Below are 22,575 nucleotides of genomic sequence, written 5' to 3'. Positions count from 1 at the left end.
CACCCGCTGCCCGACCCGCAAGCCGGCGCCCCACCTCAGACAGCGGGCATGAACACCGCGTGGACCATTGCCGCCGCGGCAGCCGCCGTCGGACTGGCCGGCACCGTCCGGACACGGATCCTGGCCCTCGGCGTCCCCGCCGGCCACCCACCAAGACTGGCCTGCCCCGGCTGCGAGAGCTCAGTCATCCCGTCAGGAAGAATGGACGCGCTCGGCTGGTCGTTGCTGACCGGGCGGTGTCGCACCTGCCACGCGCGGAGCGTCCCGCCGCGCGGGACCGTCGAGGTCGTCCTCGCCGTCGCGGCCGGTGTGCTCGTGCACACCAGCGCCGCGCCGGTCGGGGCGCCGGTCCTGGTTTGCCTCGCCGCCGCGGGCGTCACACTCGCGTTCGTCGAGGCTGCCGTTCGGTGTCCCGCCGGCCGGTTCACCGCGGCTGCGGCACGGGCCACCTCGGTGCAGCACGGCCCGCAGGCGGCGGTGACCGCAACCCCGGAGGCGGCCGGGGTCGACCTCGCGGGGGGAGATATCACCTGCGCCGACCTTTCCGTTGTGACTGACCTGAGCCGACGCGGCGGCTCCGTGTCGGTCACCGTCGGCTGCAGCGTCTGCATCGCCAGCCTGGCTTGCATGAGCGGTATCCAGGGCAGCTTCACCGCTCGGGCGACGTGCACCGCGCCGATCGGCACCTTCCGCCACATCCCGCTGGGAGCTGCCGGCGACCGCCGCCCTTCAGGAGTACCGGCATGATCGTCTCGCTGGAACCGGAGCTGCTGCTACGGCTGACCCGGCCCGACGACCCGCGGGCCAGCGCCGAGGCGGAGCAGCTGGACGACAACCTCGCCGCGGCGGTACGGCGCACCGCGCTCATGCGCCGGCTCTTCTACGCCGCGGTCGTGGTCGTCGCGCTCTACGGGACCGCCACCGGCGCGGTGGCCGCCTTCGACCTGCCGTGGTGGATCGCGATCGGCGGCATCTTCGCGCTGGAGCTCGGCGGCGTGACGTTCCTGTCCAACGCCGACGTCCGCCGCCGCCTCGGCGAACACGCCACCGCGTCCCGACTGCTCGGCGGGATCATCGCCGCCGCGGCGGCCACGTTCAACATCGTGACCCACGGCGACCGGCTGCTCGGCGGGTTCTACGCCCTGATGAGCGTGCTCGGCTTCGTCAGCTGGTGGCTCGACGTGGAGAACAAGCGCCGCGACCGGCTACGCGCCCGTGGGCTGCTGCCCGCACCGACACCGAAGTACGAGCTGTGGAGCCACTGGATCCGCCACCCCATGATCACCGCCCAAGCCCGCGGCCTCGCCAAAGCACACCCGCAGCTCGGCCTGTACGGCTCGCTGGAGGCCGCGCTCATCGTCCGCCGCCGCGAACAACGCGACGCCGCCCTCGCCGACGCCCTGCGCACCCGCATCCGGGCCGCGGCCGGCAAGAAGATGGCCGCCATCGCCGTCCTGAGCTACGACATGGACGAGGTCGCCCGCCGACTGCGCGCCAACGCCGACTACGACGGCCTCACTGCGCTGTTGGGCAGCGAGCTGACCGCCGAGCACGTGCTGCACGGCCGCGACGACCAGGCCGCCGTCGCGGCCCGCGCCTTCCTCGCCCAGCAAGCCCAGACCCCGCTGCCGGTCACGGGAACCGCCGCCGGCCACGACGAGCCCGCATCACCTGCGGACTCGGATGAGGCAGCGGTTTCCGACATCCCATCGCCGCAGCACGGCGTGCCTGACGACAGCAGCGCACCTGATGGCGAGTCGCCGCAGCGGGCGGAACTCGCCGTCGATGGCCGCCGTCTTCCAAATGGTGTAGCGGCCAATGGCAAAGCCGCGTTCCCGCGTCCCGGCGCACGGCCGGGCGCGCTGCTGCCGCGGCCGCCGACGGCGGGCATGATGGTCACGCTCACGCAACCGGACGACAGCCGCGCAGCCGAGCAGATGAAGGCCTCGGCGCCACCTGTTCCGCCGGCCAGCACCACGTTCGGGTCGTCCGGAGAGTCCGACCCGTCGCATGGTGGCCGGGTCCGTGTCAACGTCATCGGCGAGCCAGCTGTGCTGGACGCGGCCGGCCAGCCGATCCGTGGCCTGCGTGCCAAGAGCATGGAACTGCTGGTGTTCCTGGTCGTCCGTCGAGACGGCGCCGCGCTGGGCGAGATCCTCGACACCGTCTGGCCGGACGTCACGAGGCAGAAGGCTAATCAGCGGCTGTCGACCTGCCTGAGCAACCTGCGCGGCATCATCCGCTGCGTGCTGGAGGCCACGGACCGCGACAAGACTTCCGACGGCACCCGACCCGAGCCCGTCGTCAACACCGGTGGTCACTACCACCTCGACCCCGCCATCGTCAGTGTCGACTGGTGGCAGCTGCTCGACGAGCAGCAGGCCGGCTCGCCGTCCGCAACCGATGCAGTCGTCAGCGCGGCACGGGCCCGGATCGCCGACGGATACGACTGCCCCTGGCTCGACACCGACCCACACGGGCCACCCCCAGGCGGGCCCGGCACCCAATTCTGGGAGCGCCGATGACCACGCGTCGACTGCGGATGCCACCGCGGACCGCGACCCGCGGGACCGTGGCTTCGCCAGCGCCTTCGAACTGTTCCTGATCCTGGTCGTGCTCGTCCTCGCCAGGGCTGCGAACAACGCTCCGCCAGGGTCCAACGCCACTGGGAGTCGACGTACTCAAGTTCCGGCTTGATCCCGCCAAGCCCTAACATGACGCTGGCACGACACCCTCCGAGGGGGCAGGTGCGCTTCAAGGAGGGCGATTGGCGAGCAAAAACAGGCACGACTGGAGTCCTGCCGCTCGCGACCAGTTGTTCGGTCCCGAACCGGCGTGCGACGACCCCTCGCCCGCGCATGCGAAGGCAGTCGCTGCCTGCCGAGCGACCCTGACAGAGGTTCACCGCCAGTCGCGGAACGCCGCCTCCGCAGAGGAGATGACCAGGCAGTTTCTCGACTTCCTTACGTCGGCGGAGGTCACCGACGCACCGCCGACTGGCGCACCGATGAGAATCGTGCTGATGGGGCGGACGATGGCCGGCAAGAGCACCCTCCTCGCGGCGCTCACCGGCGGCTCTGCGGACCGGATTGGGGACGGCAGGCAGCGGTACTCGCGCGATGTCTTCGCGGCCCCTGCGATGGACCTGCACGACGTTGAGATCGTCGACACTCCCGGAGTGGGTGCCAAGGACGGCGCGGACGACATCGCCCTAGCGTTGGCTGAGGTTCCCGGTGCCGACCTCGTGCTGTGGGTTGCGAGCAACGACTCCTTCCAGAAGGAGACCGCGCAGGCGTTACATGCGGTGGCATTGCGCGGCAAGCCCGTCGTTGTGGCATTGAACTGCCGTGCACCACTCGTGGACGAGCTGGACCGCGAGGACTTCCTGGGGGACCAGGATTCAGTGTTCGCCCAGCACGAGGGTCACTTCAAGACGATCCGTTCCCATTTGTCCGCTGCCGCCGTACGTCCCGTCGCCGAGGTGATGCTCCACGCCGAGGCCGCCCGCCAGGCGCGGGCGGACGGCGACTACGGTGCCGATCTCAGGGAAGCGAGCCGCCTCGGCGCCCTGCTCGCCGTCCTGGAACAGGAAAGCAGCAAACGCCGCACCGCCCGGCGGGTACTGCGCGAGGCCGACGAGGTTCGCTCGCAGGCACAGGGGTTGAGTGAAGCTCTCGCCGCTGTGGAGCAGGAAACCCGAGAGATGGTCAATGTCGGCCGCGGGATGCGCGTAGACCAGGAACGACGGAGCGAACGACTGGCCGATGCCTGCATGCAGAGGATGGAGGACGACGTTGTCCGCCTCGTCCGCCGCCGGCAGGAGTGGCACCAGAAGGTCACGGACTTCGGCCCGCAGGTCGTCGAGCAATGGGACACGGAACAGGCCGCTCTCGTCGCCGAGCTCGACGAGGCGCTGAAAGCACGGCTCACCGAGCTCGCCCGGGCAATCGAGGAAGCGGCTGCCGCCGCCGAGCGCGAATGGACTACGGCTGTCCGCCCACACCTGAAAGTCACCGGAATGCGCGACTTCAGAGGGCTGTGGAAGGGGAAAGCAGCCGGGGTTGCGGTGGGGGCAGGCGGGGCGCTCACCTCCATGGTGCTTGGCGCGTACGTGGGTTCTCTGGCAGGTCCAGCCGGCACCGTCGTCGGCGCCGTCGTCATGGGCTTCGGATCGCTACTCGTCACTCCACTGCGTAAGAAGGTCCAGTCACTCTTCACGAGCAAAGCGAAATTGCTGGAGACGAACCGCGACCTGCTGCGGACCGAGATCAGCAGAATCCTCAATGAGCTGGAGGACCAGGCGCTGGCCGAGGTGTCGGCGACCATCGCGGGGGTTCGGGAGGCGCTCACCACTTCCCACGGGCGACGTGCAAAGGCCGAGGCCGCCGCGTTGGCCGTGGCCGACCTTCTGGCTTGTCAGCAGCAGGTGGTTGACTCCGCGGTCTCCACTCTCGACCAGGAGACCGTCCGCTGCCTGCTGCGGGCAGCCGGCCGACCTCGGCTAGCTGCGTCCGTTGGGAAGGTGACCCGGCTTCCCGGGGTCTGCATCGCGATCGAGGTGCCTGGTGAAGCCCTGGCAGAGGCGTCGCTGTTCCCGCCGTCCTCGCCCGAGATCCTGGCCTTCGGGCGCACACCGTCACCTAACCTGCCGGGGGCGGCAGCGGCGTCATACGTCCTCGGTCTGACGGAAGAGGTGCCGGCCTCCATCCGCTGTGGCCCCGAGGGCACCATCGTCATCACCAATGCTCCAGCGCCGAACCGGGTACTGCAGGCCTGGTCCGCAGCCATGTCTGACCACCTGGGCACCCCGGTGCAAATCGTCGGACCAAACGCACCGAGGAGCGTGCCCGCATGAACGACCTCCTGTACCACTCCGCCCCCGCCATGGCGCGCAACCTCTCGGAGCGGCTCACCGGACTGATCCGGCACCTCCAACCGGATGAGGCGTCGAGACTCCAGCGGATGCTGACAGTAGACGAACACGAACGCCCCCAGATGGTCCTCACCGGGCAGTACAGCAGCGGCAAGTCGACCTTGATCGAGGCACTCACGGACGGCCAGTATCAGGTTCCGATCGACTCGGCGGTCACGACGGACAAGGTCGAGGTCTTCGACTGGGACGGCCTGGTCGACCTGGTCGACACCCCAGGCGTGCAGGCCGGCCGGCGTGAGCACGACGAACGTGCCGAGGAGGCGCTGCGCTCCGCAGATCTTGTGCTGTTCACCGTCACCGTTGACTTGTTCGACGACCGCTTGGTCGAACACCTGCGGCACGTCACCGAGGACCTGCGAAAGGCGCCGCAGTTGCTTGTGGTGATCACCAAGTGCCGTAGCCTTTCCGCGGCCGAAGGAGTGCGGGAGGCCGCGGTCCGTGACGCTCTCGGCAGCTTCGCCGACCACGTGCCGTGGGTCCAGTGCGACGCCAAGACTTACCTGGACGGACTGCAGGAGGTGGACCCCTCGCGAGCCGCACGCCGCATCGCGGCGTCGAGGATGGACGAGGTCAGGGACACGATCAACCGGATCGCGCGGGCCCGCGGTGACTTGGCCCGCTTCCGTGTGCCGCTCCAGCAGGTCGCCCTCGTCGCGGGCGAGGCACTCGCCGCCCTCACGGATGACCCCGACGAGGAAGCAGTCCTGACCGTCCTCGCACGCCAGCGGACCGCGCTCACCACGCGCCGTGGGCTCTTGGACTCGGCCCTCGATCGGCAGGAGACCGAGTTCCGCACAGCGTGTATCCGGGCAGCCGAGCACCTCGCCGACACGGTGGAGTCGACCGACGACTCACCGACCCCCGACTGGTCCAGGGTCGACGCCGCTACCGCGACTCTGAACGACGAGCTGAACTCGGCGAACCAAAGGTTCGTGGACGGGGTGCGCGCCGTCCTGGACTCTCAGCTTGCCGACTTCACCTCTGAGGTGCGGGAGATCGAGGCGTCGCCGTACGCCCGCCAGTTGCTCGCCCTTGACGTCGAAGGAGACATCGAGACACGGAACATCCCGGTAGACCCGGGCCTGGTACGGCAGCCAGGTCAGAAGCAACCACGCGTCCCGGCCTGGGGTGCGAAGTCGATCGAGCATTTGAAGGACTTCCAGAAAGTCTGGGGTGCAGGTGACGGCATCAAGAACTCGGCAGGCAGCGTGGGGCACAAAATCGTCTACAAGCTCGGAAAGCTCGCCGACGTCAAGTTCAAGCCGTACCAGGCCGCGCGGTGGGCGAACAACATCGGGAAAGTCGCCAAGATCGGCGGCGCTGTGCTCCCTGTTGCTCTTGAGGCGTACGCGGTCGTCAACGAGGAGCGTCAGGAGGTGCGGGCTGCGAAAGAAAAGATGCGCCGCCGGAACGCCCTGGTCGGCCGCGTCCTTGCGCAGTGCGATGACATCTCGAGCAAGACGCTCATCCAGGTACGCGGTGAACTCGACGCCGAGTTCGGCAAGGCGCTCCGCGCGATCGACGAGGTGAACCGGTCAGTCCACGACGCCAGGGCCTTCCGTACCGACCTGGACCGCGAAATCAGCGCCATCCAGGTCGAAGCCCAGTCAATGCTCGATCGACTCGGAGTGCCCGCGCTGCAGGCGTGAGAGTGGAAGCGGAGCCTGATCACTGTTCCGGATCGGACGGCCGAGATCCTCGACCGACCTTTACCCCGGACACCGCGCCAGCCGGCTGGCTCAGATCGATGCCACGCACGGCGAAGAACCCGACGGGGTCAACAGCGTTGGGCTCGGTCGCGGGCTGGCCAGTGTGGGTTTCCAGGTGCAGGTGTGGTCCGGAGGAGTGGCCGCTGCTGCCGACCTGGCCGATGATCTGACCAACGGCGACCTGTTGGCCCACGTCGACTGACGGGCGGTGGATCATGTGGCAGTAGCGGGTCACGGTCGAGTCGGGATGCAGCAGCTCGACATACCAGCCACAGCCACGGACAGTGACCGGATCGCCGTCCACGTCGCAGGAGTACGGGTCTCCGTTGATCAGGTGGGCGTTGCAGACCACGCGGATGACTCGGCCGGACGCGGCGGCGTGGATCGGGGTGCCTTTGGGTGCGGCGATGTCGACGCCGTCGTGGCCGGGCCGCTGTGCGGTACGGAAGCCGGACACCAGGGTTCCCTGAACCGGTTTCATCCACCCCGCCACGCTGATGCACTGCTCACCTGGGCCGGCCGTGCCGCCGCCGGGTTGGCCGGATGCAAGCCCGACGAGGACGGTCGCGTCGCCCTCCCACTTGGCGTAGGCGTCAGGGTGGGCCGAAAGCTGCACCCGTTGCGCGGCAACGGTCAGCGGCATCGCCTGCCAGCCGGCGATCGTGACGAGCTTGCGGTAGAACGCGCCCGCCGCGTACTCGGGGTCCATGATCTGCGCGGCGGTGCCCCAGCCTTGGCCGGGGCGTTGCTGGAACAGGCCGAGTGAGTCGTGGTCGTTATCTTCGCCGAGGTGGCCGAGGTTGCGCAGTCCGGATTCCTGCAGCGCGGTGGCGACGGCGATGATCTGTCCGCGGACGAGGATGCCGTCCTCGACGCCGACGGTGACGATGATCTGGGCGTGGTGGAGCTGCTCGGCGTCGTAGCGGGCGGTGGTGCCGGTCGGGGTGGTGATGACCGAGCACGCCGACGCGGCGCCGGTGAGGGTGGCCACGCCGGCGACGCACAGGAACGCGACGGCGAGGACGACAGCCCCGGTGAGGGCGATGGCGCGGCTGGTCATGGCCGGCGCCGGAGCGTGAGTGCGGACATGGCGGCTTCCCTTCGAGGTGATGTGCCGGCGGCGATCTGCCGCGGACGCCGGACGGTTCCGACACGGGCCTCAAAGGGTGCGCCGGCGGCGGGACACGGGTGTGTTCCGCCACCGGCGGCGGACGGGTCTACGAGGCGGATGCCGGGTGGTGCGGTACATGGCCGTTGGTGGTGGCGGCCGGCTGGGCGATCCGGTCGATCAAGGTCAGCGGCGAGTCGAGCAGGCCGCTGTTCCCGGTGCGGCGGATCCACTGGACCTGCCGCAGGGAGATGCCGTACCGCTGTGCGAACTCGGCCGGTTCGATGGCCGGGTCGGCCTTGAGTTCGGCCCACAGTTGCCGCCACCGGTCGTAGGACGCTTGGTCCTGCGGCACGCGGCGCAGCACGTCGGCGGGCGGGCATCGGCCCGGGCACCACGCGCGGCGCCGTAGGTTCCCGCTCTGCGTCTGGGTCGACGTCGCCGTCCGGCGGGGCCGGGGGTAGCAGGTCGGCGCCGATGACGCGGGCCCAGCCGGGCACGTCGGCGTGGGCGGTGAGTTCGGCGGCGACCGCGTCGAGGTCGAGGGTGGTGGCGGCGATGTCGGCGCGGACCGGGTCGTCGTGCCGGGACCGGATCAGCGTCTCGACGTGGGTGGCGAGCGCGGCGCGGCGCTTCTCGTCGCGTAGTTGCTGACGGGCGGCGTCGAGGGACTCGTGCAGCGGGAGGCGGTGTGCGAGAGCGAGGGAGCGGGCGCGGCGGGTGACGGCCGGCTCGCGCCACCATTGGGCGATCCCGTAGACCGGTGCGGTGCCGGCGAGTTTCCCGGCGGCGCGTAGGGCATCGCGGCGGCGGGCGGCGCTGTGCATCAGCCACACCGCATAGGCGAAGACGCCGCGGCCGCCGAAGACGACGGCCAGGTAGCCGTCGAGGTAGCGCAGCTGAATCACGGTGCGCTGGTTGTTGGTCAGGCGGGCCATGCCGGCGACGAACGCCATCCGCCACCCGACGGTAAACGGGTGCGGCGCAGGCGCCGTCGCCGTCGCCGTCGCCGTCGCCGTCGCCGGGGCGATGGTGGCTCGGTCGTGAATCTTGTGGGCGGCGCGCAGGTAGCGGCGGGCGGCCCAGCCGTGGCGGGTGCAGACGCGAGCGGCCAGCTGGAGAAACCAGCCCGTCACGTCCTGCGGTGCGGACGCCAGTTCGGTGAGCGCGTCGGCGAAGGCGTCTTGCACGACGTCGGGGGTCGCGCCGCGGTCACCGTCTCGCAGCCGGATGGCCACGTAGCGGGTGATCAGTTCGAGGTGCTCGGCGTAGAGCCGGGCGAACGCGTCGCGGTCGCCGTTCTGGGCGCGGCGCAGCAGGTCGAGGGTGGCCGGCGAGTCTCGCGGCGGGACCCCGTGGGGCGGCGGGTGTCTGCCATGAGGGAGCTCCATTTCTCACGAAAGTGGGGTCCGGGCACGGCCTGCTGGCCGTGCCCGGAGGTGGTGCCGGTGGCCGGGCGACGGCCAGGTGAAGCGGTGTCGAGATGACGAGATGGTGGGTGCCAGGGGCCCGGCGAGGCGACTGGTCAGGCCCCGGTTAGGTCCACTGGGTGCGGTGGCCCGCATTCAAGCGAGTGCCTGTTCGGCCTCGGCGCAGGTCACCGGCGTTGACGGTGAGGGCCCTCCAGGCGCGTTGCTGGGCCACCGCTGTGCTGACGCTGGGTTGTCGGCGACCGCGACCGGCTGCGGGCTGATCGTTGTGCCCGTGGCGGTGACGGCGTAGCCGTGAGGGCGAGCTGGTCTGCCGATCCGTGGCGAGTTCGGCGTTGGCGCGCCGGACGATGTCAGTGCGTTAGTCCTGTGTCACGGCAGGAAGAGTTGCTGCCAATGCAGCTGTCTTGGTCGCCGTTCGGAAGATCGAGACGGCGTTGGCGGCGATGTCCGCCACGCCGTCCTCTCGCTCACGGCGAGTGAAAGGCAGCCTGGCGTGCGGACCGACGCGGAACGCGGGCAGGTTGTAGTGCTCACGAGCAACGACGTTCCCGTCGGTAGTGGTGTACTCGTCGAAGGATCCGAGGTCGAGCCCGTCGATGTCCGTCTCTCGGTTGCCGGTGCAGACGACGACGAGGTCGTACGTGCGGCCATTGATGAGCGCCGCGCCGGGCAGCGCGACGGGCCGTGCCCGGCGACCCAGCACGTTGAGTCGCCGGACGCCGAACCCGTCCGGCCGCAGGTAGCGACCGATGGCCTGATACCTGCCGCGGATGTCTTCCTGCCACTGGTCGCACGTCGTCGGCAGGTCGTCGGCGTACCAGTCGATCCGGTCCACCCGGTCCAGCGCGGCAGCGGCCATGAACGGTTGCGGCGCGATGCCCAGGCACGACTCGACGGCGCATTTGGCGGAGTCACCGCCACCGACAACCGCGACACGACGCAGACCACGCAGCGGCCACATGCCGGCCATGCGCTGCATGAATTGCGGGAAGGTGAGGATCGTGGTGCCGTTGACGACGTCCTGGTCGTCCGGGTCACCCAGGCCCCGGGCGTCGATGACCCGGCCGGCGAGAAGTGAGGCGTTACCCTCGATCTCGATCTGCACCCCGGTTCCGTCACGTGCGACCGACAGGACTTTGGCGTTGGTCACCACGTCGGCGAACTGCGCCAACGCGAGGCGGATCACGAACGCCATGTCCGTGTTCATCTGGTACTCCGTCATGGACACGTTCGCTGCCTGGAGTGGTGCGCCCGGCAGGTAGTTGAGGCTTGCCCCTTGGTCGCCTGCCAGTCCGGCGCTTCCCGCGCGGTTGCGGGAGTTGAGGTAGAACGTCGGCCGCGCGGTCATGGCGAACGTGCCACCGACGCGCTCGTTGCGTTCCAGCACCAGTGGCTTCGGGTAGCCGCTGAGGACACGAACGGCGGCGTACGCTGCTGCGTGGAATCCGCTGCCGATGATGACCTCACGGTTGATGCTGCTGGAGCTCAGCGTGTCCTGCTGACGCGGCTCGTCGGACCAGTAGGCGTCCAGGATCTGGTCAGCGAGGTCGCGACCCTTGGGGTCCAGGGCAATACCGGTGAGCTTCGCCTGCCACGGGCTCGGGAACTCCGACTCCCGTTGCGTCATCGCCCGCATTCCCTCAGCGGCAGATTGCGTCAAGGCGACGGCGGTGAGAAGGGACTCGATCTGCGCGGATGGCTCGAACATGGCCCCGCATCCTTTCCTCGGTCACCGGGGCATCGCGCCGGGCCGCGTACCCACCCCGGGGCGTCCCCGGGGTTGCGGCACGCGGCCGGCACGATCCCCGGAAGGGTCAAACGGGTGGGTAGCTGGGTCTGGCGTTACCAGTCCCGGGTGGGCAGGGGTCGGATGCGCAGCGGCGGGATCCGCCGCCACGACGCGGCGAGCGTGGCGGGCTGCGCCGGATGCCGGATCACGTCGTAGTCGCGGACCCAGACCGCGTACCAGGGTTCCGCCGGTGCCGCCTGCCGCAGCGTCTGATCGGCGGCGAGCGGAAGCCCGGCCAGGGCCGGGTGTTCGCCGGCCCGGTACCGAGAACGCCGGCCGGCGAGCATCGGGCAGGCCCGGCTGCTGTACGCCGCGCACGGCGGGCAGACCGCCGGCTCGGCCGTGCACTCGCAGACGAGGTCCGACTCCCGGGCGAACAGCACCGCCCGCTCCCCCAGCCGATCGCCGCACACCTGGCACAAGCTGCGGGTCAGGCACCGGTACTGCGACAGGTCGGTGAGCTTGCCGAACAGATACAGCCCAGTTGCGGTGGCCGGGGTGATCCACGGGACGACGAGGCTGCCGGAGCGGGGCCGCCCGAGCAGGTGCACCGGGATGTCAGGCGTCGCCGTCACCGGCACCACCACCTTCGTCCGGCGTGCTTGCGGACTGCGGTGTGAGGTCGGCCAGGACATGGTCAACATGGGCGACCGGTCGGACCCGCGGGTCGGTACGCAACAGCTCGTGGCAGCCGGCCGACACGGCGGACGTGACCGGACCGGGCACAACCATGCCGACGCGGCCCACGTCGACGGCCTGCCGGACCACCTGCAACGCCCGGCTGCGCAGCGACGCCTCGACCACGACCGTGCCGGCCGTGAGCGCAACCAGCAGCATCTGGTTGGCAGCCGTTCGCTGCAGGTTCGGCCGGGCGCCTGGAGGCCAGGCGCTGAGCAGCAGGCCGTCGGCGGCGAGGCGTTCGAACAGCCCACGATGCTGGTGGGGGTGGAGCTGGTCGAGGCCGCATGCCAGGACCGCGACCGCGTCACCATCGACGGCCAGCGCGGCCCGCAGAACTGCGCCGTCGATCCCGAGCGCGCCGGAGGACACCACCGTCCAGTGGTGGACCGTGAGCTGGGCGGCGAGGTCGGCTGCCACGTGGTTGCCGTAGGTGCTGCTGGCCCGCGACCCGACGATGGTGACCGAGGCCGCTTGCCGCGGGATCGGGGCCGGCCCGCGCGCCCACAGGCACACCGGCTCGCCACCGGCCAGGTCACGCAGTCCGGTCGGCCAGTCGGGATCGGCGGGTATCACCACCCGGCCGCCGCCCCGCTGGGCCTTGTCGACGGCGACGGCCGCCTCGCCCCACAGCCGTTTCGCGGGCAGATGCCGGATCTCCGCTCGGGGCGCGAACGGCACACCGCGCACCGACAACATGTCGAACGTGTCGACCGGGCCGTGCTCGGCCAGCAGCTTCCGCAGGCGGGAATCGCCCGGCTCACACAGCCATCCCAGCGTGGCTCGCGCGATCCGCTCGTCGGAGTAGGTGTCCATCACGCGGCCACCTGCTCGACAGTCGGGGCACCAGCGAGGTCGATCATGGCCGGCTCACATTCGTCGGGTGCCTTCGTCGGGTCGGTCTCGTCGGTGGCGCCGTCGGCCGGGGTGAGGTCAGTCAGGATCTGCTTGGCCACCCGCAGCACCGTTTCGGCGCATTCCTTGACCAGGTCCATGTCGCCGTCGGCCCACTCGAACACGTAGGCGTCGCTGTAGGCCGCGCTGTCCATACCGAGGGCCCGCAGCACGATGTGCGCGACGCTCTCGGCCTCGGTCTCGTTCCGGCCGCGGTGCACGTTCTCGCCGGCCGCGGCGGTGTCGAGGTGCCCGCAGCGGATGTGCGCCAGCTCGTGCAGGGTGGTCTTGGTCCGTTGGGCCGGGTCGACATCGTCGCGGACCTGCACGATCTGCACCGCCGGGCCCCGGACCGTGACCCCGTTCGCGCCGCGCAGGTAGCCGGTGCGTGGTGCGGCGAGCTCGAACGTGTACCCCTCGTCTTTGATGAGCTTCACCAGGTCGTCGTAGACACCGGTCGGGTCGTCGCCGACGAGCAACTGCGGGTCGTTGCCGCGCTTGTGGACCCGTCGGCGGACTAACACGGTCGGCGGTTCGAACGGTTCACCGTCGGTCTGCGACAACTCGAAGGTGTTGGCCAGCCCGAAGCCGACCACCTGCACGGCGGGACGCCCGGACGGCTCCCGCTTGACCTTGCGGCCGGCCGTCTCCCACTCGGCGGCCTGTTCCTCGGTCGGTCGCCGCTTGATCGGCGCCCAGATCTTGAAGGCCTTTTCCCCGGCGCGCACGTACCGCTTGTGGGCCTTCCAGCCGGTCGACCCGTCCTTGCGGCCGTACGGCAGGAAGTAGCGGGGTTCGATGCCGCGCTCCTCGGCCTGGACCAGGAGCAGGATCTGGTTGCCCAGGCTGTAGCGGGCGCCGAACGTGGCCACGTGGTCGATGAACTCGACCCACTGCGCCGGTTCGGCAGCCATCCGGGCGAGCCGGTGGTCGAAGTCGGCTTTGATCTTCGCCAGCAGTTCGGCGCGATCGTCGCCGCCGCGGCTTGCCCGCTCGACCGTCGGGCTGTTCTTGGCCTTCGGCTTCTTGGCCCTTGGGTTGTTCTTGGCCATCGGTGTGGCCCTCCTATCCCCGCCTCGTGGCGGCGGACAGGTTGGGACCGGCTGCGGCCCCAACCTGCCCGTAGGCACGAGGTGAGGCCGCCGCCCGGCACGGGCGGTCAGGCTGATGGGAATGCGTTGGGGCTACGCAGTACGGGTGTTGGGATCGGCCAGGAGTTCGGTGTGGCGGGCGAGCCCAGCTCGACGAGGTCGGGGCCGTGGGGTGCCTCGCTGGCCGGGAACTGCTCGGCGTGTCGCCGCACGCGACAGATGATCAACCTGTGGGTCTTCATGGTGTCTCGCCGCAGTCAGCGGCGTCGGAGGGTGCCGTTGCGTCGGAACCGCGCATGGTCGCGGGGTCGAATACGGCGGTTTGCCCGCGGCCAGCCCGTTTCGCCACGCGCATGGCGCGGTCGGCGCGGATGAGCGCTAGCCGCCGATCGCCGTCGGCGTACGGCGAAGAGGAGGTGACGCCGGCGCAGGCGGTCACGGTGACCGTGATGGACAGGCCGGAGAGGTGGATTTCGGTCGGCTCGGCGACGGCCGCGACGAGGCGTGCAGCGTGGTCAGCGGCATCGACGCGGTCGGCGAGGATGACGGCGAACTCGTCGCGCCGCAGCCGGAACGCCGACCCGCCGGCGGCGGACGCGACGTGTCGGAGACGGCCGGCGGTCAGGGCGAGCAGCTGGTCGAGCGCACGGTTGCCGAAGCGACCCACGAACCCCCGAGTGCCGTCGAGGTTGACCAGGATCACGGCGACCGGGCGTCCGGCGACGTCGGCCAGAGCCGCGTGAAAGCCGGTGCGGTTGCCCAGGCCGGTCAGGTCGTCGCGGCGGGCGGCGTGCACGGCGGCGGTCACCGCCGCGCGGTGGTAGGCGGCCGTGCGGCGCCGGGTCAAGTGGTAGGTGATGGCGGCGGTGATCGCTATCGCCACGAGGACTGCGGTGATCTGCGCGGGGGTGGACACTGGTGCCCACACCTCCAATCGATGGGTAGGAGGTGTCGAGGGCGGCCGGGTGCCACCGGCTGCCCTCACCTCAAGCGGTGCGCGAACCCGGTGCGGGGTTCGCGGGGATGCCGGCGGCGCCCTTTGTGGGCACCGGACTTGCGTCGATTTAGTCGGTGGTCTTGCCAGTGGTGGCGGCCTGCCACAGGTGCGGCGGCACACCGGCCTGCAAGGCGTGGCCGAGCAGCTGTGCGAGGTGGTAGTCCGGGTCGGCGCGCAGGGACCGGTCCAGGGCGATGTTCGCCAGCGCGCCGTCACCGGCGAGGTAGGCGGTGATGGCGAGCAGGCAGGCCGGGGCGGCAGTGGTCTCCGGGATGGCGCGGCGGGTGACGTTGATCCATAGCCGCCGGTGCTCGTCGCTGCCGTCGCAGGCCGTCCAGGCGTGGTCGCGGACCTGTGGCAGCAGGAGCACGGCGGCCAGCCACGCCACGTCGTCGTCGGACAGGGTGTCGCCGCGTCCGGCGGTCTCGTACGCCTGCTGCACCGCCGTGATCCCCGCGTGCACGACGTGCGCGGGCGGGGACGGCTGCCCGTCGGCGAGTGGGACGCCGCCGTTGGACAGCATGTCGGTGAGCCGGCGCAGTGCGGTGTCGCCCGCCACGCGCATCCGGCCACGCTCCGCTCCGGTGACTGGCGCGATCAGCTGTTCCAGCGCGGCGCGGTCGCGCAGCGGGGCGATGCCGAGATAGACCGCTTCCGCCGGGATGATGCTGGCCGCGGGGTTGTATACGACTGCGTCGGCGCAGTCCGGGTCACCGCACAGGCACCAGTAGCGGCCGTCGGCGACTCGCAGGACTTCGAGGACGTCGACGGTGGCGGCGCGCAGCGCCGTGGTGAGCACGTCGGCGGCAGGTTCGACGCGATCGGCCGGGCCGTAGCCGAGGAGGATCGCCGCCGAGCCGTACCGTGCGATCAGCGCGGCGGTCTGCGCGGCCGGTGCCGACAGCTCGTGGATCTCGGACGGCTGGGGAAGGTCGAGGCGGGCAACGAACCGTACCCGACGGTCGTCCAGGACGACGCTGACCAGGCTGTCGTGCGGGTGGAAACCGAGAAGGTAGGGCACCGTAACGACGATGTCCTCGCGGGTGGTGAGCCGAAGCGTGCGGGGTGCGACCACAGGTTGGTCCTCCTTGAATGATCAGTTGGCAGAGGGCTGGCTGAGGATTAGCGACAGCCGGTGAGCGCGGCCAGCACCGCGTCGACCTGGTCGGCGGTGAGGCTGATGGCGGTGGTGCCGTGACGGCCGGTGACGATGACCGGTCCGACCAGCGGTGGCCGGCCGCCGCCGAGTCGGGCGATGAGCAGGCTGGCGACGGGGTTGGGGCGGCGGCCCGTCGAGGGGCTGGCCTCGTCGCACCACGCGTACAGGTCCGGGATACCGATCGGGATGGGCTTTAGCCGGCCGCCGACCGCGCGGCGCAGCAGCTCGTCGACGGTGCCGGCGCGCAGCCGGGTGTGGTGTTCGTGGCTGGTGCCGTCCTCGGCGACCACGATGAAGGTCAAGGCGCTGCGGGCCATGGGGACTCCTGTCGGTTGGAGTCGCCGGGCATGGCCGTCTGGCCATGCCCGGCGAAACGGGGTGGCCGGGCGTCGGCCAGGAGCGAGGGGCGCACGGACCGTCAGGCCCGCCCGCGGGCGGGGGTCTATGGGTGGCGCTGGGGGTGGCGGCTAGCCCTCGAACACGGGGTCGCCTTGGACGGTGACCCGCATCGGTACGGTGCCGTCGGGCCGTCGTAGCCACTGCGCGGCCTCGTCGAGGTGCGCGGAGATGCGGAGCACCGCGTGTGTGTCGACGTAGGCGAAGACCCACACGCCGGCCACCTGTATCGACGGGTGCGGCGCGTCGAAGGTCGCGGCAACGAGCCGGGAGTCGAGGTTCGCGGCGATGGCGGTCACCGGCACCGAATCGTGAACCTCCCGGAACCGGGCGGCGCGTTGCCGCCACTCTTCGGGGTCGTTGCCCGGCAGTGGGGTGCCGCCGTGGCGGTCGGCCCACTGCTGGGCGCGGTCGGCCATCACCTCGCACAACCGGGCTGCCTCGCCGTAGAGGGTCGCGTGGGTCAGCTCGGCCACGAGCCGGGGCTGCGGCTCCCCCACCGGTCCGCGTAGCCGGTGGACTCGCAGCAGCACGGCGTTGGAGTCCTCGTGCAGGGTCAGCTGGTATCGGTAGTCGAGGTCCCCGATGTGGGTGTCGTGGGCGGCGGTGGTGCCGGTGACCTCCACGCGCGGCAGCGTGCCGGGGAAGGCGTCGGCGTGGGCGAGCCACGTGGCCACGGTGAGGGGACGCTGGTGCCGGTCGGCCCAGGCGACGAAGTCGGCGACGTGCGGGATCTGGTACTCGGGGCTGCCCCAGCCGGCCCAGAACGAGCGGCTGGCGCCGTGTTGGTCGGTGATGGTGGCGACGGCGCGGACGCCCATCGGATGGTTCTCCTTCACGGTCGGCGGCGGGTCAGCAGACGGTGCTGGGGTGGCGGGGCCATCGATTGGTGTGCTCACTCGTCGGCCTCGATCGCGTCGGCCGTGATGTGGGTGCTGATCGTGTCGGTGTCGACGTTGTCGACTTGATCGGTGTTCAGCCGCAGGTATTCGCGGACGTCGTACTCGGTGTCGTCGGTGTCGCGGTTGACGTCCGCCCGGACGTCGAAGCTGCCGGTGATGGTGAACCGGACGCGGTGCCGCGGCTGGTACTCGTCAAGGTCGAAGTGTCGGAGGAAGGCGTTGAGCCCGTCGCGGCAGATGTCGCCGTCGCGGTGGCGGGCGATGGCGTAGGACCGGATCTCCGCAAGCTGCTGGCCGTGGGCGTGGCGGTGGCGGTCGATCTCCGCGGCCAGGTCACGGACCCGGTCGGTCGCGGCGTGGTGGGTGGCCACGGCCCAGGCCAGGCTCTGCTGCGTCAGCGCCAGCGCGGTCGCGGGGTCGCTGATCGGCACGGCGTCGAGGTCGGCGTGGACCTCGCGGAGCTGCCCGTCGGCCACGATGCGCACCCGGCGGCCACCGTCCGGTGCCAGGATGACGGCGTTGCCGACTGCGTCGGCGTTGAGGATGGTGACCGCCAGGCCCGGTGACGCGGTGGCGAGGTCGGCGATCGGCTGCGGGTGCCGGTGCGGCTCGGCAGTCAGCGCGAGCTGCGGGACGGTGTGGGTCATGGTGACACCTCTCTGGAAAATCGGCCCGGCGGGATGCCGGGCCTAAGGGGGATGGTCGAAGGGGGGTCGGCGTGCCGGCGATGGCCGGTCAGCTCGGCGGGAATCCGGCCGGTGCCGTCGAGCCCTGCCGGCGGTGGCGCCAGGGACTGAGGCAGGTCAGAGCGGGATGCCGTTGACGCTGACTGGCGGCGTCGGGTCGATCAGGCGCAGGATCGCGGTTGGCGGCACGGCGGCACGATGTCCGTTGGTGTAGTCGATGACCCACCAGCGGTCGCGGCCCTGCCAGAGGGCGGCGACTGTGAGCGCCGTGCCGTCGCAGACGACCACGTCGTCGCCGGCGCGCAGTGCGTGCACCGTTTGCAGTCGGACCCCGTCGGCGGGCCGAACCAGCCAGGGGGCGACCGCGTCGGTGAGCGGGCTGCTCGCCTGAAGTGGGGCAGCGTAGGCGACACCGATGCGGGTGTGGGTGATCGACGTGACGGTGGCCGGCAGCCACGCGGCGCGGGCGTTGACGTGCACGGCTTGCCCAAGGTGCAGGTCGGCGGGCGGGACGACGGTGGCGCGGGCAGCGAACAGTTCGGTCATGCCGGACTCCTTTGCGATGGTTGGGAATCCGGGCACGGCGATGCGGCCGTGCCCGGGGTGCGCAAGGGGACGTGGGTGTTCGGGCCGGGCGACGGCCGATGAACGGAAAAGGGTGGACGGCGGGTGAGCGGCCGGTCAGCGATGTGCGGTGTTGGCGATCTCGACGCGCAACGCTCGGATGGCGGCGTCGAGGGCATCGCCGGCGGTGTCGAACGAGGCCGCTCGGGCGCCGCCGTCGTGGTACAGCGGAAAGTCGATCCGGTAGGTGCGGTTGTGGACCCGCACCCGCCATCCGCGGGATCCGCACGTGGGTGGGATCAGGTAGGCGACCGCGTCGATGCCGCCGGCGGCTGGCTCGACCTCGAGGGTGTGGGTGGCGCCGTCGATGTGCTGACGGGCCGCAGCGTGCCAGCCGGTGGGCATCCGCTCGCGCACCGCCGCCATCGCTCGGTGTACCTGGCCGGCGCTGGCGGCGATACGCCGCTGGTTGTCGGCGGCGCGCTGGCGGTGGTCGCATTCGGCGAAGCTGACCCAGTCGCCGTGCTCGGGATCGTGCACCAGGTAGATGCCACACGCGCCGCACCACGGTTGGCTGCCGCGGACCGTGTCGCTGGGCGTCCCGCACCGCTGGCACACCGGCGTCGGTCGTGCGGTGCTGGTTGGAGGTCCACCGGTCACGCGGGCCTGCCCGGGGTCCGCTTGGCCGCGTCGCAGTCGCGGATGTGACGGTCGCGATGCCGGACCGTCGGGCGCACGCCGTGCGAGAGCGGCTCGCCGTCGCGGGCCGGGTCGTAGTGCTCAATTCCGCTGCCGCGGCGCTTCGCGGTGTACATGGCCCGGTCGGCCCGGCCAAGAGCGGTGTGCGGGTCACCGCCGGGAGTGCGGCAGATGCCGATGCTGACGCGCATCGGCCGGGTGAGGGTGTCGATCGTGACCGGCGACGCGACCGCGGCGGCCAGTGACCGGGCGAGGGCCTGCGGGTCTCGCCCGGTGACGACGACGAATTCGTCGCCGCCGAGGCGGGCCACGAGGTCGCCGGCATCGACGGTATCGACGAGACGTTCGGCGACCGCGGCGAGGTACAGGTCGCCGCCTGTGTGGGTGTGAGCTTCGTTGATGTCGTGCATGCCGTCGACGTCGATCAGGGCGACGGTCACGTCGGTGCCGGCGGCGTCGAGGAGGTGCCGTTCCGCGACCCGGCGCACCGCAAGCCCGGTGACGGGATCCAGGTACGCGACCGCCAGCTGCGCCTCCAACTCGGCGATGCGGCACGCAGCCCGTACGGCGTGGTCGTTGTACACGGCCAGCGGAATCGCCTGCAGCGCGATGCCGACCATGGCGATGACGCCCGCCAGCGCTGCGCGGCCGGTGAGCAGTAGGTAGACGACGACGGACCCGACGAGCGCTGGGGTGACGATCGAGATCCAGCGCATGGCGGCAACCGATGGTGCGAGGTGCATGAAGGGTTCTCCTTCCCGGGTGGAGCTGGAAACGCAGACGGGCGAACCGGATCGACCGGTTCGCCTGTGCGGATGTGGTTGCTGTGGGTTCAGCGGGTGCAGAGAGCGACGAGAATGTCGCGGGTGCTGAGTGCGGTGAGGCGTCGGTTGGCTTCGGCGAGGTAGGCCAGGCGAGCGGCGTACTGGTCGCGGGTGGCCGCCAGGTGGGTGCCGTCGAGGCACAGGAGGCTGTCGCCGGGGACGGCGCAGAGCCAGCCGTAGTGGGCGTAGCCGTGTGCGCCGGTCTGGAATGCCTCCAGGTGGCTGGTGGGCAACCCCATGATCCTGTTCGGCAGGGCGTTGTAGGTCAGCATGTTCGCGATGCGGGGCTGGGCGAGGTAGTGCCGCTGCGCCTTCGCGATCGGGTAGCGGCCTGGGTCGGCGCGGTGCCGTTCGAGGAACGTCCAGTAGGGCTGGGCGGGCCGGGTGCCGGCGACGACCTGGTTCCAGATGCGCCAGCGGTACCAGTAGGTCCGCCGGGCGGCGACGCGCATGGCGTCGAGATCCAGGAGGCGGACGGGTCCGCCGGCGGCGGTGCCCTTCCAGGGCTGCAGAAGGCTCCGGCGGCGGAAGCGGGTGTTGACGAGGAAGTGCCTGGCGCTGCCGAGACTGGTCAGCCGCGAGGCTGCTAGGCAGGTTGCGGCGGTGGTGGCCAGCTCACCAGTGGGGATGCCGTTGGGCAGGCACACGATGGTCAGGGACGTGTTGGACACGGATTCCTCCTCGAGGCGCATGCGTGGTGGGGCGGGCATGCCGACGTCGACTCCCCGGCGGGAAGGAAGGTGGGCGGTGACCGCGACGAGGTCAGCAGCGCGCGGGGGAAAACCCACGGTGGGGCGCGTGGAAGGCGCGCTGTGGTGCTGTGGGGTGGGCGGGGCGCCTGCGGGCGGGGCAGGCCGACCGGCCGAATGGCGGGTGGGCGGTTGCGACCGCGGTCGTGGGCGGCGTGGCCCGGATGATGGTGCTGAGGGGGTTTCAATAGATGAGCCTTCACCGTAGCGGCGTCACCCAACAGGCCACCCGATCGCGCGGATCACGCGGAAACCCCTGCTGACCTGGGCTGTTGGGTTCGGCCGCGAACCTGAGGGCGCTGGTGGTCAAGGCCCTGTTGCGTTGGCGCGACGCCTGTTGGCCAACGCCACCGACCACCCGGGCCCTGTTGGGTAACCGACGTGACGTCGCAAGCCCACGTCGCCGCACTCGACGCATTACCTCGCACCCCGCCGTCGCGGTCCGGCGCACCGCGCAGCCTGCGCCTGGCGATCAGGCGGCTGGTTGGCCCGGTTCCTGCGGGTTGGCGCCGCCCTGGACCTTGCCGGCGACCAGCTCGATGATTATGGGGGCTTCCCCGCCGCCTACGCCGGTGTTCGGCCGCCTCGCGGTGTCCCCCGCCGACCTCGGGCCGTCTCCTGCCGTGCACAGCGCTGGGAGACGGGCGTGCGGCCGGTTGAACGCGATGAGAGCAGCCACCGGTCGGCTTGGCCGCTGCCGGGACGTCAGGCGGCGGAGCCGAGGACCAACCGGAGCGGATGGTCGGCGCGCCGCGCCGGCCCAGGAGCGAGTGGACCAGGCTGTCCGTGGCTGCTGGGCAGGTCGGCCAGGGTGAGCCGGTGCCGGCCGTTGCCGGCCAGCCGCCACACCGGGCCAGCCGGATCCGGCCCGGACTCCGGCGAGGTGGTGGCGACGATCAGGGACGGTTCGGGCCGGTCGGCGAGTTTGCGGTGCAGGTTCTGCTCCCGCAGCCGGCCGGGCAGGACGAACAGGATCGGGTACTGCGGGCCGCCTTCGGCTCGCAGCTTCCGGTGGGAGGCCAGCTTGTCGACGAGCCGACCGATCGGTTCGGTGCCGCGGTCGAGTTCGATGAAGAATCCGGTTTCATCGTTGCCGTCGGTCCACACGCCGTGGCCGTCGGGTTTGATCCGGTGGCCGAACGCCGCCGCCGTGGTGCGTTCGGACCACCAGCGGGTCAGGGCCGCGCCGGGATGACGGCGGGCGTGCACGAGCAGGGAGACGAAGACGTCGTTGACCGCGAGGAGGTGTTCCAGTGTTGGGCTGGAGTAGACCCGATCCTGGCGTTCCCGTAGGGCCCTGGCTGTGGGCGGGCTCTCGTCGCGGGCCAGGGCGACGTACCGGGCGGAGAGCAGGCCGGGCAGCCAGCAGACCGGGTTGGGTGCGCCGGGCCGGTTGCGGATGAACCGGTCGATGAAGCCGAGCCGGCGCAGGAGCTGCAGGCGGTGACGGCAGGTGGTGGGGTTGGAGAACAGGATCGAGGTCAGGTGCTCGGTGGTCAGGGTGGTGTGCTCGTCGAGGAGCGTAGCGATGGTGTAGTCGCGAGGCCGGAGGCGGTGGGAGATGTCGATGAGGGTGTGGTTGGAGGTTCGACGCCGGTCGGTCGTGCGGAGCACGACCAGGGATGTGTCCCCCGTCGAGAGTTCCCCCTCGGGGAAGTGTCGGGATTCGGTGTGAGCGGACATGACGGCTCCTAGCTGGGCTGTTGGGTGGACGGGGGCGGCCTGGCCCCGGCAGTACGGCGCCGGGTGCCAGCCGGGTCGGCGGCCGTTGCGACGACCGGATCCTGGCCGGGTGGGCAGACGCTGACCGGACTGATCGACAAGGAGAGGCTTCGATCAGGCGATACGCCAGTCGCAGGCCTACGCTCGCGTTGTCCCTCAGCGGCTCCCCCGTGGCCGCTGAGGGACGTTGGGTTCCGCCATGACCTTGCGTGGAGACCGCACCCCCGAGCAGTTGAGGTTCT

Annotated in this window: 20 protein-coding genes; 4 read left to right on the top strand and 16 right to left on the bottom strand. The window is 70.8% G+C overall.

Going from position 1 to position 22,575, the window contains the following annotated elements:
• Nucleotides 1-48 precede the first annotated feature (48 nt).
• The 4 genes from ABIH81_RS19580 (at nt 49) to ABIH81_RS19565 (ending at nt 6,582) form a co-directional block, all read left to right on the top strand.
• Nucleotides 49-747: a prepilin peptidase gene (locus ABIH81_RS19580; protein WP_349876346.1), complete on the top strand. Its 699-nt coding sequence runs from the start codon at nt 49-51 to the stop codon at nt 745-747.
• Entirely contained in the window at nt 744-2,525 is a 1,782-nt protein-coding gene (locus tag ABIH81_RS19575) for a hypothetical protein (RefSeq protein WP_349876345.1), read from the top strand. The genes ABIH81_RS19580 and ABIH81_RS19575 overlap by 4 nt, the downstream gene beginning before the upstream one ends.
• Before the next feature lie 413 nt (nt 2,526-2,938).
• A complete protein-coding gene (locus tag ABIH81_RS19570) occupies nt 2,939-4,855 on the top strand; it encodes a GTPase (RefSeq protein ID WP_349876344.1) in 1,917 nt (638 codons plus the stop codon).
• The gene (locus tag ABIH81_RS19565) at nt 4,852-6,582 is read left to right on the top strand and encodes a GTPase (RefSeq protein ID WP_349876343.1); all 1,731 of its coding nucleotides are present in this window, start codon (nt 4,852-4,854) and stop codon (nt 6,580-6,582) included. Before ABIH81_RS19570 ends, ABIH81_RS19565 begins: the two co-directional genes overlap by 4 nt.
• 19 nt (nt 6,583-6,601) lie before the next feature.
• On the opposite strand, the gene ABIH81_RS19560 is transcribed toward ABIH81_RS19565, so the two are convergent.
• The 16 genes from ABIH81_RS19560 to ABIH81_RS19485 all read right to left on the bottom strand — a co-directional run bounded on the left by ABIH81_RS19560 (nt 6,602) and on the right by ABIH81_RS19485 (nt 22,294).
• The gene (locus ABIH81_RS19560) at nt 6,602-7,702 is read right to left on the bottom strand and encodes a M23 family metallopeptidase (RefSeq protein ID WP_349876342.1); all 1,101 of its coding nucleotides are present in this window, start codon (nt 7,700-7,702) and stop codon (nt 6,602-6,604) included.
• Nucleotides 7,699-9,141: a hypothetical protein gene (locus ABIH81_RS19555; protein ID WP_349876341.1), complete on the bottom strand. Its 1,443-nt coding sequence runs from the start codon at nt 9,139-9,141 to the stop codon at nt 7,699-7,701. The genes ABIH81_RS19560 and ABIH81_RS19555 overlap by 4 nt, the downstream gene beginning before the upstream one ends.
• A 400-nt stretch (nt 9,142-9,541) precedes the next feature.
• Nucleotides 9,542-10,891 carry a hypothetical protein gene (locus ABIH81_RS19550; protein WP_349876340.1) on the bottom strand — a complete coding sequence of 450 codons (1,350 nt, stop codon included), beginning with the start codon at nt 10,889-10,891 and terminating at the stop codon, nt 9,542-9,544.
• 134 nt (nt 10,892-11,025) lie between these two features.
• On the bottom strand, nt 11,026-11,547 hold the full coding sequence (locus tag ABIH81_RS19545) for a hypothetical protein (RefSeq protein ID WP_349876339.1): 522 nt from the start codon (nt 11,545-11,547) through the stop codon (nt 11,026-11,028).
• Nucleotides 11,531-12,466, bottom strand: coding sequence for a DNA-processing protein DprA (locus ABIH81_RS19540; RefSeq protein ID WP_349876338.1), 936 nt, complete (start codon nt 12,464-12,466; stop codon nt 11,531-11,533). The genes ABIH81_RS19545 and ABIH81_RS19540 overlap by 17 nt, the downstream gene beginning before the upstream one ends.
• Nucleotides 12,466-13,596, bottom strand: coding sequence for an ArdC family protein (locus ABIH81_RS19535; protein ID WP_349876337.1), 1,131 nt, complete (start codon nt 13,594-13,596; stop codon nt 12,466-12,468). The genes ABIH81_RS19540 and ABIH81_RS19535 overlap by 1 nt, the downstream gene beginning before the upstream one ends.
• A 277-nt stretch (nt 13,597-13,873) precedes the next feature.
• A complete protein-coding gene (locus tag ABIH81_RS19530) occupies nt 13,874-14,551 on the bottom strand; it encodes a GGDEF domain-containing protein (RefSeq protein WP_349876336.1) in 678 nt (225 codons plus the stop codon).
• Between the two features lie 148 nt (nt 14,552-14,699).
• Nucleotides 14,700-15,707, bottom strand: a complete 1,008-nt coding sequence (locus tag ABIH81_RS19525) for a DUF4192 domain-containing protein (protein WP_349876335.1) — start codon at nt 15,705-15,707, stop codon at nt 14,700-14,702.
• Nucleotides 15,708-15,754: 47 nt separating this feature from the next.
• Nucleotides 15,755-16,108: a hypothetical protein gene (locus tag ABIH81_RS19520; RefSeq protein ID WP_349876334.1), complete on the bottom strand. Its 354-nt coding sequence runs from the start codon at nt 16,106-16,108 to the stop codon at nt 15,755-15,757.
• A 150-nt stretch (nt 16,109-16,258) separates the two neighbouring features.
• Nucleotides 16,259-17,008, bottom strand: coding sequence for a hypothetical protein (locus tag ABIH81_RS19515; protein ID WP_349876333.1), 750 nt, complete (start codon nt 17,006-17,008; stop codon nt 16,259-16,261).
• 74 nt (nt 17,009-17,082) lie between these two features.
• The gene (locus tag ABIH81_RS19510) at nt 17,083-17,736 is read right to left on the bottom strand and encodes a hypothetical protein (protein WP_349876332.1); all 654 of its coding nucleotides are present in this window, start codon (nt 17,734-17,736) and stop codon (nt 17,083-17,085) included.
• A 156-nt stretch (nt 17,737-17,892) separates the two neighbouring features.
• A complete protein-coding gene (locus ABIH81_RS19505) occupies nt 17,893-18,321 on the bottom strand; it encodes a hypothetical protein (protein ID WP_349876331.1) in 429 nt (142 codons plus the stop codon).
• Between the two features lie 135 nt (nt 18,322-18,456).
• On the bottom strand, nt 18,457-18,879 hold the full coding sequence (locus tag ABIH81_RS19500; RefSeq protein WP_349876330.1) for a hypothetical protein: 423 nt from the start codon (nt 18,877-18,879) through the stop codon (nt 18,457-18,459).
• Between the two features lie 116 nt (nt 18,880-18,995).
• Complete coding sequence (locus ABIH81_RS19495; protein ID WP_349876329.1) at nt 18,996-19,754, bottom strand: GGDEF domain-containing protein; 759 nt, start codon at nt 19,752-19,754, stop codon at nt 18,996-18,998.
• Nucleotides 19,755-19,870: 116 nt separating this feature from the next.
• Nucleotides 19,871-20,533 (bottom strand): hypothetical protein, encoded by a 663-nt coding sequence (locus ABIH81_RS19490; RefSeq protein ID WP_349876327.1) that lies wholly within the window; start codon nt 20,531-20,533, stop codon nt 19,871-19,873.
• A gap of 783 nt (nt 20,534-21,316) precedes the next feature.
• A complete protein-coding gene (locus ABIH81_RS19485; RefSeq protein WP_349876326.1) occupies nt 21,317-22,294 on the bottom strand; it encodes a replication-relaxation family protein in 978 nt (325 codons plus the stop codon).
• Between the last annotated feature and the right edge of the window lie 281 nt (nt 22,295-22,575).

Source organism: Micromonospora sp. HUAS YX12 (genome assembly GCF_040215685.1).
GTDB classification, from domain to species: Bacteria; Actinomycetota; Actinomycetes; order Mycobacteriales; family Micromonosporaceae; genus Micromonospora; species Micromonospora tulbaghiae.
The sequence above is the reverse complement of the archived record's forward strand: the minus strand, read 5'-3'. Positions and strand labels throughout refer to the sequence as shown.